We start from the raw sequence: 12,823 nt of genomic DNA on the forward strand, positions 1-12,823 counted from the left end.
GGCAGCTGTACTAACCCCCTTTTTCGGAAGACCTGAATGCAAGAACAATACAACCCGCAGCAGATTGAAACCGCACTGCAGCAGCAATGGGAACAGACAAACGCTTTTAAAGTGACTGAAGACGCCAGCAAAGAAAAATTCTACTGCCTGTCGATGTTCCCCTACCCCAGCGGGCGCTTGCATATGGGCCATGTGCGTAACTACACCATAGGCGACGTCGTCAGCCGGTTTCAGCGCATGCAGGGTAAAAATGTGATGCAACCTATGGGTTGGGACGCTTTTGGTTTACCGGCCGAAAATGCCGCCATTAACCATAAAACCGCGCCGGCCAAGTGGACCTACGAAAATATCGACTACATGAAAAACCAGTTAAAGCGCTTAGGCTTTGGCTATGACTGGAGCCGCGAAGTCGCCACTTGCAAGCCAGAATACTACCGCTGGGAGCAGTGGTTTTTCACCAAGCTGTACGAAAAAGGCCTGGTGTACAAAAAAATGGCAACGGTGAACTGGGATCCGGTTGATCAATGTGTACTAGCCAACGAGCAGGTGATTGACGGCCGAGGCTGGCGCTCAGGCGCGTTGGTAGAGCAGCGCGAATTAGCGCAGTGGTTTATCAAAATTACCGCTTATGCCGAAGAGCTGCTGGCTGATTTAGACCAGTTAGACGGCTGGCCAGAGCAGGTAAAAACCATGCAGAAAAACTGGATTGGCCGCTCAGAAGGCGTCGAGATCCGTTTTGATATAGCAGGTTCCGGGCAAAGCTTAAGCGTCTATACCACCCGGCCGGATACGCTGTATGGCGTCACCTATGTTGCCGTCGCCGCGCAGCACCCGCTGGCACTGCAAGCGGCAGCCCAAAATGCTGAGCTGGCAGCTTTTATTGAAGACTGCAAAGGTGGCAAAATGGCCGAGGCCGAGCTTGCCACTATGGAGAAAAAAGGCTGTGCTACCGGCATCTTTGCCGTGCACCCGTTAACCGGCGAACAGGTACCGGTATGGGTCGCTAACTTTGTGCTGATGGACTACGGTTCAGGTGCCGTGATGGCGGTACCTGGCCATGACCAGCGCGATTACGAATTTGCCACTAAATACCAACTGCCAATTAAGCAGGTTATAAGCGCCGCTGATGGCAGTGCGGTAACACTGGAACACGCTGCTTACACCGACAAAGGCGTTTTGGTTAACTCAGGCGAATTTGACGGCCTGGACTTTGACGCGGCCTTTAAAGCGATTGCCGACAAACTGGCCGGCATGGGCCGGGGTGAAGTAAAAGTAAACTACCGCCTGCGTGATTGGGGCGTATCGCGCCAGCGCTACTGGGGCACGCCGATTCCAATGTTAAACCTGGCCGATGGCAGCCAGGTGCCGGTGCCGGAAGATCAGCTGCCGGTGCGTTTACCGGAAGATGTAGTGATGGATGGCGTGATTTCGCCGATCAAGGCCGACCCACAGTGGGCGAAAACCACCTACAACGGCGCGGAAGCTTTCCACGAAACCGACACCTTCGACACCTTTATGGAGTCAAGCTGGTACTATGCCCGCTACTGCAGCCCGGATTACGACAAAGCCATGCTGGACCCGGCCAAAGCCAATTACTGGCTGCCGGTCGATCAGTATATAGGCGGTATTGAACACGCCATTTTGCACCTGCTGTACAGCCGCTTCTTCCACAAGCTGCTGCGCGATGTTGGCTTAGTGCAATCCGATGAACCCTTTAAACGCTTACTGTGTCAGGGCATGGTATTGGCTGAAACCTTCTACCGCGATACTGATAACGGCGGTAAAGCCTGGTTCTCACCAGCCGACGTCAGCGTAGAGCGCGATGATAAAGGCCGTATTGTTAAAGCCATCCTGAACAGCGATGGCCAGCCGGTCGTGGCATCAGGCATGAGCAAGATGTCAAAATCGAAAAACAACGGCATCGACCCGCAAAAGGTCATCGATCAATACGGTGCCGACACCGTGCGCCTGTTTATGATGTTTACCGCGCCACCAGAGCAAACGCTGGAATGGTCAGATTCAGCGGTTGAAGGCGCGCACCGTTTTATTAAACGCATTTACACCCTGGTCAGCGATTTCGCCGCTGCAGGCACTGTTGGCTCTCTGGATATTGCTGCATTAAACAACGAGCAAAAAACTCTGCGCCGCGAACTGCATAAAACCATTGCTAAAGTGTCTGACGACATTGGTCGACGTTATACCTTTAACACAGCCATTGCAGCCATTATGGAGCTGAGTAATAAACTGCAAAAAGCCAGCCTGGCTACTGAGCTTGACCGCGCAGTAATGCAGGAAGCCGTATTGGCGCTGCTGCAAATGCTAAACCCTATTACGCCGCACGTCGCACAATACCTTTGGGCACAGTTGGGCCAGCGTAACAGCATTGAACAGACGCCGTGGCCACAGGCCGATACCGCGGCCATGGTCGAAGATGAAAAGCTGGTGGTAGTGCAGGTAAATGGCAAGGTACGGGGCAAGGTCACTGTTGCCGCCGATGCTACAGAAGACACGGTGCTTAATGCCGCCAAAGCCGACGACAATGTCAGCCGCCATCTTGATGGCGTTAGCGTGCGTAAAGTCATTTACGTACCGGGCAAGTTGCTGAATCTGGTGGTGGGCTGATATGGCCCGCCTCAGCCTGCTACTGGTCATACTGTTTAGTTTACTGCTAAGCAGTTGTGGTTTTCATCTGCGTGGTGATTTACCCCTGAGCCACTTTCCGGCGATGTATGTGCAAAGTGAGCGTCACTCTGAGCTGGCGGCGCTGGTCAGCGAACGGCTGAAATACAATAAAGTTGAGCTGCTTGGCAGTTACCAGCCCGGCGCCCCTATGTTGCAATTGCTGGATGACTCGCTGGAGCGGCGCACCCTGTCTCTGTTTCCTAACGGTCAGGTAGCCGAGTACGAGCTGATTTACAAAGTTCGCTACGCGCTGACCATGCCGCAGCGTGATGCCCAGCAGTATCAGTTTGAACTGTTTCGCGATTATCAGGACGACCCTAACCAGGCACTGGCTAAAGCCAAAGAACTGGAGCTGATGCTGGGCGAGCTGCGCCAGCAAGCGGCTAACCGCATACTACGCCAGTTGTCGCGGCTACAATAGCGACATTCTGGCTGCCATAATGCAAAAACTCTATGCCAATCAGTTAGCGCAGCAGGTACAAAGTACGCTGGCGCCGTGCTATCTGCTGTTTGGCGAAGAGCCGCTGCAAAAACTCGAGGCCATCGATACCCTGCGCGCGGCGGCCAGACAACACGGCTATAGCGAACGGATCAGCTTAACCGCCGACGCCCAGTTTGATTGGCAGGAACTGAGTAATGAGCTGCAGGCAATGTCACTATTTGCCGAACGCCGCCTGATTGAACTGGAGCTGGTGCAACAAAAACTGTCTGCACCAGCCAATGAGCAGTTAAAAAGCCTGCCACAACAGCTGCACAGCGACATCATTTTGCTGATCCATGGCGAGCGTAGCTTTAGTGACGTCAGTAAACTGGCCTGGTTCAAACAACTGGCACCACAAGCAGTGCAGGTCGCTATTTACCCGTTAGATGAGCGCCAAAGCCTGCAGTGGTTACGCGAGCGGGCCCGTCAGTTACAGCTGCAGCTAAGCAGTGAAGCACTGACACTATTGCAGCAGCATTGCGCCGGTAACCTGCTGGCTGCGCGACAGGAGCTGGAAAAACTGGCCCTGAGTAAACTGCCGCAGCCGCTGGATGCGGATGCGTTAAGCCAGTTTCTTGCCGATCATTCCAGTTTTACCGTGTTTCAGTTGGTTGACGCCATCTTGCAAGGCCAGCTTGATACCGCACTGCACCGACTGCAGCGTTTATGCCAACAGGATACCGAAGCGGTGATCATTGCCTGGCAACTGCAAAAAGAAGTACTGCAGTTGCGCCAGCTACAGCAGGCGCAGCAGCAAGGGCAGCCGCTGGCTGAGGTGTTTAAACAGCTGGCGATCTGGCCCAAACGCCAGGGGCTGTATCACACAGCGCTACAGCGTTTAAGCTTAAGCTGGCTTGATTATTTGCTACAAGAGCTGGCGGCGTTTGACCGGCTATACAAAAGTGGCCAGCTAAGCAACACTGAGGTGGCGCTGGCCCATCTGGTCACCTTAATGCTAAAGCCGGTGGCGAAAACCTTCTCACTGCAGCAGGCAGGCCATGACTAAATATATCGGCTTACTGGGCGGCACCTTTGACCCGATACACAACGGCCATATTGCCTGTGCTGACTTTGTGCTGCGCTACTGTGCGCTGGACCAGGTGCGGTTAATGCCTTGTCATCTGCCGGCACATCGCGCCACGCCAGGCGTAAGCGCAGCAGAGCGCGCTACTATGGTGCAGCTGGCCATTAGCGGCCACCCAGGGTTGCAGCTGGAAAGGCTGGAGCTGGATAAAACCAGCCCGTCCTACACCGTAGACAGTTTACGTTTACTGCGCCAGCGCGAACCCGACAGCCAGTTCTACTTTATTATCGGTACAGATTCGTTGTGCAGTTTTTGCAGCTGGAAAGACTGGCAAGGCATTTTGCAGCTCTGTCATCTGCTGGTATGTCAACGTCCGGGTTATCGCACGACAGACGGTGATGCCCCTGCCTTGCTGACGCAATACGGCGTTAATAGCCTGGCCGCCATGCAGCACTACGCACAGGGCCGTATTCTACTGTTACCTAACCCGTTACACGATGTCAGTGCCAGCCAAATTCGCAGCCAACTGGCCAGTGCCAACGCCGTGCAGAATACTTTAGATCCGGCAGTATTGAACTATATTCAAACACAGCAACTCTATCAGGCGTAAGCGCTATCGCCTGGGGCAAACTATGCTAAAATGCCGCTTTTTTAACGCGCAGAGGAATCAGGGTGCAAACAACCGAGCTGGTAAGTTTTATTCAGGACAAAATTGACGATATGAAAGGCCGCGACATCGTGACCTTAGATGTACGCGGTAAGTCCAGCGTCACGGATTTTATGGTCATCTGCTCCGGCACATCTAACCGCCACACGAAATCTATCGCCGACTATGTTGCCGCCGAAGTCAAAAAAGCCGGTATCAATACCTTAGGCATTGAAGGCCAGAGCTCGGGCGAATGGGTGCTGCTGGATTTAGATAGCGTGGTAGTGCATGTGATGTTGGAAGAGACACGCAGTTTTTACCAGTTAGAAAAACTCTGGAGTGCGTAAAACAGGATGAAGTTAGTGCTGATCGCCGTTGGCAGTAAAATGCCAGCCTGGGTACAACATGGCTATGACGAGTATGCCCGCCGCTTTCCGCGTGATATGCCGTTAGAGCTGATTGAAATAGCGGCCGGCAAACGCGGCAAAAACGCCGATATTAAGCGCATTCTGGAGCAGGAAGGCGAAAAGATGCTGGCCGCAGTACCTCGCGGCAGCAAAATTGTTACCCTGGAAGTCACCGGCGACAACTGGAGTAGCCCACAGCTTGCCACTAAACTGACCGACTGGCAGCGCGATGGCCGCGATGTGTGTCTGCTGGTGGGAGGGCCTGAAGGGCTGGCCCCGGCCTGCATTGCCGCCAGTGAGGCGAAATGGTCGTTGTCTGCGCTAACGCTGCCGCATCCGCTGGTGCGGGTAGTATTGGCAGAAAGCCTGTACCGGGCCTGGAGTATTTGTACTAACCACCCTTATCATCGCGAGTAAAGATGTTAAAAAAGCGCGTTGCCATTCAGGATTTTGCCGCCGAGTCTCGCCTGTTTAACCGCAGAGCGATAGTGGCAATGTTAATAGTGGTCGCCCTGTTTAGCCTGATCATCTTTAACCAGTACCAGCTGCAGGTCGTTAAGTACCAGGATTACCAGACCCGCTCTGAAGGTAACCGCATTAAAGTCGTGCCTATGGCCCCCAACCGCGGCCTTATTTACGACCGCAGCGGTATTTTACTGGCCGAAAACCGCCCGGTGTTCTCACTGGAGTTGGTACCCGAGCAAGTTGGCGATATGGACGCTACCCTGGCGGCATTAGCTACCCTAATTAGCCTGAGTCCGGAGCAAATCGACGCCTTTTTAAAGCAGGTGCGTGCCCAGCGCCGTTTTAATAGCATAGCGCTAAAAGAGCAGCTAACCGACACCGAAGTGGCGATTATTGCCGCCAATCAGCACCGCTTTGCCGGCGTCACCGTTGAGGCGCGTTTAAGCCGGCATTATCCGTTTGGCGATTTATTTACCCATGCTATTGGCTATATTGGCAAAATTAACAGCCGCGAACTGCAACAGCTGGAAGAGGACGGTGAAGCGGCGAATTATGCCGCCAGCCGCGATATTGGCAAAATTGGCCTGGAACGTTTTTATCAACGTCAGCTGCATGGCACTATGGGGTATCAGGAAGTTGAGGTGAACAACCGTGGCCGCCTGATCCGCGTGCTGCGCTCGGTACCGGCGGTGTCCGGACAAAATATTCATTTGGGGCTGGATGTCGGCCTGCAACTGACCGCACAGCAAGTGCTAAAACAACAACGCGGCGCCATAGTGGCGATGGACCCGCGAGATGGCGCAGTGCTGGCGTTTTACAGCAACCCCAGTTATGACCCTAACCTGTTTGTGCATGGCATTAGCTCAACCAATTACAATGCATTGCTCAATTCACGCGACAGACCCCTGATTAACCGGGTTACCCAGGGCACCTACCCCCCGGCCTCAACCATTAAACCGCATCTGGCGCTGCTGGGGCTGGAAACCAATACGATTACACCGCAGACTAAAATCTGGGATCCGGGCTATTTTATGTTGCCCAACAGTGACCACCGCTTTCGCGATCACCTGCGCTGGGGCCACGGCTGGGTAGACGTGTACACCGCCATGATCAAAAGCTGTGATACCTTTTTCTATGAAATGGGCATTAAGCTTGGCATAGACCGTATTTCTGATTACATGAGCAAAATGGGCTTTGGTGAAAAAACCGGTATCGACATTCTGGAAGAGAGCAGCGGCATTATGCCATCGCGCGGCTGGAAACGGGCCCGGCATAACCAACCCTGGTATCCCGGCGATACGGTGCCGCTGAGCATTGGCCAAAGCTACTGGACCACCACGCCGCTACAGTTGGTGGTGGCTACCGCCGTCTTACTCAATCAGGGCCAGTTGCCAACGCCACATCTGGTGACCGCTTTTAGTTCCGAGCAACAGCAAACGCCCCATGCTCCAGCGTTAACGCCGGTTATTCAGGTGGTAAACCCCGACAACTGGCAAGTGGTGATGGACACCATGCACCGTACAGTAAAAGATATCGGCGGCACCGCCTACAAGGCGTTTGAGGGGGCCAGCTATAGCGCGGCTGGCAAAACCGGTACCGCCCAGTTAGCGGCCATAGCACAAGATGGTGAATATGATGCCGACAGCATAGATGAGCGGCTACGCGACAACGCGATGTATATTGGTTATGCCCCATTCGACAAGCCCAGCATCGTAATTGCCGTAGCGCTGGAAAATGCCGGTGGCGGTGGCAGTAACGCCGCGCCGATTGCCCGGCAAATGCTGGATTACTATTTTACCGCCGGAGTAAACCAGAATGAATGAGCAGTTTAGCGGTAACGCCCGGCACAGCCGGCTGGCATTGTTTCATATCGACGGCCCGTTATTGCTGGGTTTACTGGCACTGGTCGGCTTTGGCTTGTTTATTTTGTACAGCGCCTCAGGGCAAAGTGTTTTTATGATGAAAGCCCAGCTGGTGCGCCTCGGTGTCGCCTTTGCCGTGATGATCGCTGTGGCGCAGGTAAAGCCGCAAACGCTAAAGCGCTGGTCATTACCACTGTTTATTGCCGGTCTGGGTTTGCTGGTAGCTGTGCTGCTGGTAGGTCATGTGGGTAAAGGCGCCCAGCGCTGGCTTGATTTAGGTTTTATGAAGTTTCAACCCTCTGAGGTGATGAAACTGGCGGTTCCGATGGCGGTAGCCTGGTTTATTTCGTCACACAGCTTGCCGCCACGCCTGGGCCATTTGCTACTGGGCTTTGCCATGTGCGCCATTCCCACCTTACTAATTGCCAAACAGCCCGATTTAGGCACCTCTATTCTTATCGCCACTGCCGGCGTATTTGTGCTATTTATGTCGGGTATGAGCTGGCGCATTATCGCCTTTGTCGGCGGCGCCATTTCGGCGTTTTTGCCGATTTTATGGCTGTTTTTAATGCGCGATTATCAGCGCCAGCGCGTGCTGACCTTTTTAAACCCGGAGAGCGATCCGCTCGGTTCTGGTTACCATATTATTCAGTCAAAAATTGCCATCGGCTCGGGCGGTATTGAGGGTAAAGGCTATTTGCAGGGTACCCAGTCACAGCTGGAATTTTTGCCCGAACGCCATACCGATTTTATTTTCTCGGTGATCAGCGAAGAACTTGGCTTAACCGGCGTGTTAATTTTACTTGGCTTGTATCTGTTTATCATCGGCCGTTGCATGCTGATTGCCAGTCAGGCGCAAGATAACTACGCCAAACTGGTGGCCGCCAGCTTTACGCTAACCTTTTTTGTCTATGTCTTTGTTAATATTGGCATGGTGTCGGGCTTATTACCTGTAGTTGGGGTGCCGTTGCCGCTGGTCAGTTATGGCGGCACCTCGATGGTGACATTGCTGGCCGCTTTTGGTGTCATTATGTCAGTCGGTACCCATAAACGGATGTTGGCAGCGCCATGATAAAAAACGTCTTACTACTTAGTACTTTCGCCCTGGTGTTAACCGCTTGCAGCTGCTCAGGCCGTTACAGCCAGCCCGAGCCCAATGCCGGCCGGTACCAGCAAGCAAAAGACAGCATACCGCAGCGCCTGCCAACCATGCTGGAAATGACCGATCCGCAGCCACAGGCTGAGCCGCTTAGCCGTGGTGGCAATAAACCTTACAGCCTGTTTGGCCAGCACTATACACCGCTGGTTGACAGCACCAGCCACCATGAAATTGGTATAGCGTCCTGGTATGGCAATAAGTTTCACGGCCACCTGACTTCCAACGGTGAAACCTACAATATGTTTGCCATGACAGCCGCACATAAAACCCTGCCGCTGCCGTCCTATGTTAAGGTAACCAACCTGGACAACAATAAGTCGGCGATAGTGCGTGTGAATGATCGCGGCCCGTTTCACCGTGACCGCATTATCGATTTATCCTACTCGGCCGCGCACAAAATAGGCATGCTGCGCCAGGGTACAGCCAAAGTTCAGCTGGAGCTGTTACAATCACCGGCCATGTATGCCCAGCTAAACGAGCCGGCTGCCAGCAGCTGCTTTATTCAGGTACTGGCCAGTACCGATAGCAACCGCTTAAGCCGGTTACAGCAACAGTTGCAGCGCGAACAGGCCCTGCCCAGTGAAATACAGCCCGGCAGTGGAATTTTTCGCTTATTGGTTGGTCCTACTGCCAGTAGACAACAAGCGCAGCAATGGCTGGCGCAGTTAAAAGCCGGGCCTTTCCCGGATGCATACTTTTTTGATAGCCGTCAGTGCAGCTGACATCACTATAACGATTAAAAAGAACAGGTCTCATGAACAGTTATTGCCATATTTTCGCCATCGCCGCCGTTTCCGTAGCCAGCCTCAGCTTATCTGCTACTGCCCAGACCGTGATCCCACAACCGCCTGAAGTGGCCGCTAAAGGCCATATCCTGATGGATTTTGACACCGGCAAGGTACTGGCCGAGCACAATGCCGATATGTCGCTGGCGCCAGCCAGCCTGACCAAGATGATGACCAGTTATGTGATTGGTACTGAGCTGAAGAACGGTAATATTAGCAACGACGATATGGTTACCATCAGTGAAAAGGCCTGGGCGAAGAATTTCCCCGGCTCGTCACTGATGTTTATCGAAGTCGGCACTAAAGTATCGGTCGCCGATTTAAATAAAGGCATTATTATTCAATCAGGTAATGATGCCTGTGTCGCCATGGCAGAGCATATTGCCGGCAGTGAAAGCGCCTTTGTTGATCTGATGAACGCCCATGCCCAGCGCCTGGGCATGCACAGCAGCCGTTTTGGTAACAGCCATGGCCTGCCCAGTGCAGAGAATTACTCAACACCGCGCGATATGGCCATTTTATCTGCCGCGCTGATCCGTGATGTACCGGAAGAATATGCACTTTATGCCGAAAAAGAATTTAGCTACAACAACATTAAGCAGTACAACCGCAACTCGCTATTGTGGGATCGCAGCCTGGACGTTGACGGCATTAAAACCGGTCATACCGATGAAGCGGGCTTTAGCCTGATCACCTCAGCCACCCGCGACGGCATGCGGTTAATCTCTGTTGTCATGGGCACCAACAGCGAGCGGGCCCGGCAAACCGAGAATAAAAAGCTGCTCACCTACGGCTTTCGTTTTTTTGAAACCATCACGCCTTATCAGGCCGGTGAACAATTTGCAGAGCAACGCATCTGGCAAGGCGATAAAGAAAATATTCAGCTGGGTATCTTAGAAGCAGCGCAAATCACCATACCGCGCGGTCAGCGTAAAAACCTGCAGGCCGATTTCACCTTGGATCAGCAGTTGATTGCCCCCATATCTAAAGGCCAGCCAGTGGGTACGGTATACCTGAAGTTAAATGGTGAAGATATTGCCACCTATCCGCTGGTGGCATTGGAAGAGGTTGCGCAAGGTGGCTTCTTCAGTCGGATGATTGATTACATCAAGATGCAGTTTAACTAAGCCGCTGCATTTTTACTGTTTCAGTCCCGGCATTGTCCGGGACTTTTTGTTACAATTAGCCCAGTTTAATCAGGCTCCGGCCTGCAGTGTAATAGTGAGAGCAAGATGGCGCATGAAGTAAAAAACACCAAGTTCGACGAATACCTGGAATTTCCCTGTCAGTTCAGCTTTAAAGTACTGGGCCTGGCGGATGATGCACTGGTCGATCAGGTGATGGCGGTAGTGCGCCAGCATACCGACGCCGGTGATTACAGCCCGGCAGTGCGTCCGAGCAGCAAAGGCAATTATCACTCAGTTTCGGTCAGCGTAACGGTAACCAGCAAACAACATATCGAGTTGCTGTACACCGAGCTTGGCAAAATTGAACTGGTACGCTACGTACTCTGAGGTAGTACCTCCAACTCAGCCATTCGTATTGTGTACAAAGGGCGGTATAATGCACAGCGTTTCTCAGCAAGCCGGACAACAAGTGACCTCAGCAGCCTTAGCGATAACCGACCAACTGGTGATCAGAGAGCTGGGCGTGCAGGACTACACCACTGTATGGCACGCCATGCAGCAATTTACCGACCAGCGCGGCCCACACAGCTATGACGAGCTGTGGTTGCTCGAGCATCACAGTGTGTTTACCCAGGGCCAGGCAGGCAAAGAAGAGCACTTGCTGTTCCCCGGTGATATTCCGGTGGTGAAAGTCGACCGTGGCGGCCAGGTAACCTATCACGGCCCCGGCCAGTTGGTGGTGTATGTGCTGCTGGACTTAAAGCGCCGTAATATGGGCGTTCGCACCTTAGTGACCTTAATAGAACAGGTACTGGTCGATTTGTTACAGCAAGACGGTATTGCCGCCTATGCCAAAGCCGATGCCCCCGGCGTCTATGTTGATGACGCCAAAATTGCGTCACTGGGGCTTCGAGTACGCAAAGGCTGTACCTTTCATGGTCTGGCGCTGAATGTAAATATGGATTTAAGCCCGTTTGCACGCATTAACCCCTGCGGTTATGCCGGTATGCAAATGATCCAATGCAAAGATGTAGGCGGCCCGCAAAGTATTGCTCAGGCCAAACAACGAATAGTGCAATGTTTTCAGCAGGCGCTGAATGTCGACGCATTGCAACATAAAACAGGGTTAGATTGGCAAAATGACTAAAACTGCACGTATGGAACCCGGCGTAAAACTGCGTGACGCCGAGAAAATGGCTTTAATTCCGGTTAAAGTACTGCCGACTGAACCCGATCAAATGCTGCGCAAGCCCGAGTGGTTGAAAATAAAACTGCCGAAAAGCTCAGAGCGCATTGACCAGATAAAGGGCGCCCTGCGCAAACATGGCCTGCATTCGGTATGCGAAGAAGCCGCCTGCCCTAACCTGACAGAGTGTTTTAACCACGGCACGGCCACTTTTATGATTTTGGGCGCCATTTGTACCCGTCGCTGCCCATTTTGTGACGTCGCCCACGGCCGGCCTTTACCGCCCAGCGCCGAAGAGCCGGAAAAACTGGCATTAACTATTCGCGATATGAAGCTTAAGTATGTCGTGATCACCTCTGTTGACCGTGACGACTTACGTGACGGCGGCGCCCAGCACTTTGCTGACTGCATCAGCGAAATCCGCAAACACAGCCCGGACATTAAAATTGAAGTGCTGGTACCGGATTTTCGCGGCCGAATGGATACCGCGCTGGATATCCTGACCCAAACGCCACCGGATGTGTTTAACCACAACCTGGAAACTGCGCCACGGCTATACAAACTGGCACGGCCCGGTGCCGACTACAAATGGTCACTGCAGCTGCTAAAACGCTATAAAGCCGCCCACCCGAATGTCGCCACCAAATCAGGCTTAATGGTAGGCCTGGGCGAAACCTCCGAAGAGCTGATTGAAGTATTAAAAGACCTGCGTGAGCATGATGTCGATATGCTAACCGTCGGCCAGTACCTGCAGCCGAGCAAACACCACTTACCGGTAAAACGCTATATGCCACCGGCCGAGTTTGACGAGATAAAACGTATTGCCTACGAGCTGGGTTTTAAACACGTCGCCAGCGGGCCTTTTGTCCGCTCTTCCTACCATGCCGATCGCCAGGCAGCCGGTGAAGACATAAGCTAACCATCAGCTGAGCTGCACACTAACGAAAAATGCGCCGCAAGGCGCATTTTTTATTAACAGAAGCAACGGCCATTCTGCGT

Annotated in this window: 13 protein-coding genes; all 13 read left to right on the forward strand. The window is 53.0% G+C overall.

Annotation, left to right across the window (positions count from 1 at the left end):
• Positions 1–36 precede the first annotated feature (36 nt).
• The 13 genes from leuS to lipA all read left to right on the forward strand — a co-directional run bounded on the left by leuS (position 37) and on the right by lipA (position 12,743).
• Complete coding sequence (leuS, locus tag EYB30_RS10705) at positions 37–2,622, forward strand: leucine--tRNA ligase (RefSeq protein ID WP_166838905.1); 2,586 nt, start codon at positions 37–39, stop codon at positions 2,620–2,622.
• A gap of 1 nt (position 2,623) precedes the next feature.
• Entirely contained in the window at positions 2,624–3,103 is a 480-nt protein-coding gene (locus EYB30_RS10710; protein ID WP_166838906.1) for an LPS-assembly lipoprotein LptE, read from the forward strand.
• Positions 3,104–3,122: 19 nt separating this feature from the next.
• Positions 3,123–4,169: a DNA polymerase III subunit delta gene (gene holA, locus EYB30_RS10715; RefSeq protein ID WP_166838907.1), complete on the forward strand. Its 1,047-nt coding sequence runs from the start codon at positions 3,123–3,125 to the stop codon at positions 4,167–4,169.
• Positions 4,162–4,797, forward strand: a complete 636-nt coding sequence (nadD, locus tag EYB30_RS10720) for a nicotinate-nucleotide adenylyltransferase (RefSeq protein ID WP_166838908.1) — start codon at positions 4,162–4,164, stop codon at positions 4,795–4,797. The genes holA and nadD overlap by 8 nt, the downstream gene beginning before the upstream one ends.
• A 77-nt stretch (positions 4,798–4,874) precedes the next feature.
• Entirely contained in the window at positions 4,875–5,180 is a 306-nt protein-coding gene (rsfS, locus tag EYB30_RS10725; RefSeq protein WP_410200343.1) for a ribosome silencing factor, read from the forward strand.
• Positions 5,181–5,186: 6 nt separating this feature from the next.
• A complete protein-coding gene (gene rlmH, locus EYB30_RS10730; RefSeq protein ID WP_166838910.1) occupies positions 5,187–5,657 on the forward strand; it encodes a 23S rRNA (pseudouridine(1915)-N(3))-methyltransferase RlmH in 471 nt (156 codons plus the stop codon).
• 2 nt (positions 5,658–5,659) lie between these two features.
• Positions 5,660–7,528 (forward strand): penicillin-binding protein 2, encoded by a 1,869-nt coding sequence (gene mrdA, locus EYB30_RS10735; protein WP_174978744.1) that lies wholly within the window; start codon positions 5,660–5,662, stop codon positions 7,526–7,528.
• Positions 7,521–8,639, forward strand: a complete 1,119-nt coding sequence (rodA, locus tag EYB30_RS10740; protein WP_166838911.1) for a rod shape-determining protein RodA — start codon at positions 7,521–7,523, stop codon at positions 8,637–8,639. The genes mrdA and rodA overlap by 8 nt, the downstream gene beginning before the upstream one ends.
• Positions 8,636–9,448, forward strand: coding sequence for a septal ring lytic transglycosylase RlpA family protein (locus EYB30_RS10745; RefSeq protein WP_166838912.1), 813 nt, complete (start codon positions 8,636–8,638; stop codon positions 9,446–9,448). Before rodA ends, EYB30_RS10745 begins: the two co-directional genes overlap by 4 nt.
• A gap of 32 nt (positions 9,449–9,480) precedes the next feature.
• Positions 9,481–10,638, forward strand: a complete 1,158-nt coding sequence (locus EYB30_RS10750; protein ID WP_166838913.1) for a serine hydrolase — start codon at positions 9,481–9,483, stop codon at positions 10,636–10,638.
• A gap of 105 nt (positions 10,639–10,743) precedes the next feature.
• A complete protein-coding gene (gene ybeD, locus EYB30_RS10755; RefSeq protein ID WP_166838914.1) occupies positions 10,744–11,025 on the forward strand; it encodes a DUF493 family protein YbeD in 282 nt (93 codons plus the stop codon).
• Between the two features lie 49 nt (positions 11,026–11,074).
• A complete protein-coding gene (gene lipB / locus EYB30_RS10760; protein ID WP_166838915.1) occupies positions 11,075–11,785 on the forward strand; it encodes a lipoyl(octanoyl) transferase LipB in 711 nt (236 codons plus the stop codon).
• Positions 11,778–12,743: a lipoyl synthase gene (lipA, locus tag EYB30_RS10765; protein WP_166838916.1), complete on the forward strand. Its 966-nt coding sequence runs from the start codon at positions 11,778–11,780 to the stop codon at positions 12,741–12,743. Before lipB ends, lipA begins: the two co-directional genes overlap by 8 nt.
• Positions 12,744–12,823: the final 80 nt, after the last annotated feature.

It is taken from the genome of Rheinheimera pleomorphica (assembly GCF_011634895.1).
GTDB lineage: Bacteria > Pseudomonadota > Gammaproteobacteria > Enterobacterales > Alteromonadaceae > Alishewanella > Alishewanella pleomorphica.

Coding starts and splice junctions, on each gene's coding strand:
- leuS (WP_166838905.1), top strand. CDS start 37: ATGCAAGAACAATACAACCCGCAGCAGATTGAAACCGCACTGCAGCAG.
- EYB30_RS10710 (WP_166838906.1), top strand. CDS start 2,624: ATGGCCCGCCTCAGCCTGCTACTGGTCATACTGTTTAGTTTACTGCTA.
- holA (WP_166838907.1), top strand. CDS start 3,123: ATGCAAAAACTCTATGCCAATCAGTTAGCGCAGCAGGTACAAAGTACG.
- nadD (WP_166838908.1), top strand. CDS start 4,162: ATGACTAAATATATCGGCTTACTGGGCGGCACCTTTGACCCGATACAC.
- rlmH (WP_166838910.1), top strand. CDS start 5,187: ATGAAGTTAGTGCTGATCGCCGTTGGCAGTAAAATGCCAGCCTGGGTA.
- mrdA (WP_174978744.1), top strand. CDS start 5,660: ATGTTAAAAAAGCGCGTTGCCATTCAGGATTTTGCCGCCGAGTCTCGC.
- rodA (WP_166838911.1), top strand. CDS start 7,521: ATGAATGAGCAGTTTAGCGGTAACGCCCGGCACAGCCGGCTGGCATTG.
- EYB30_RS10745 (WP_166838912.1), top strand. CDS start 8,636: ATGATAAAAAACGTCTTACTACTTAGTACTTTCGCCCTGGTGTTAACC.
- EYB30_RS10750 (WP_166838913.1), top strand. CDS start 9,481: ATGAACAGTTATTGCCATATTTTCGCCATCGCCGCCGTTTCCGTAGCC.
- ybeD (WP_166838914.1), top strand. CDS start 10,744: ATGGCGCATGAAGTAAAAAACACCAAGTTCGACGAATACCTGGAATTT.
- lipB (WP_166838915.1), top strand. CDS start 11,075: ATGCACAGCGTTTCTCAGCAAGCCGGACAACAAGTGACCTCAGCAGCC.
- lipA (WP_166838916.1), top strand. CDS start 11,778: ATGACTAAAACTGCACGTATGGAACCCGGCGTAAAACTGCGTGACGCC.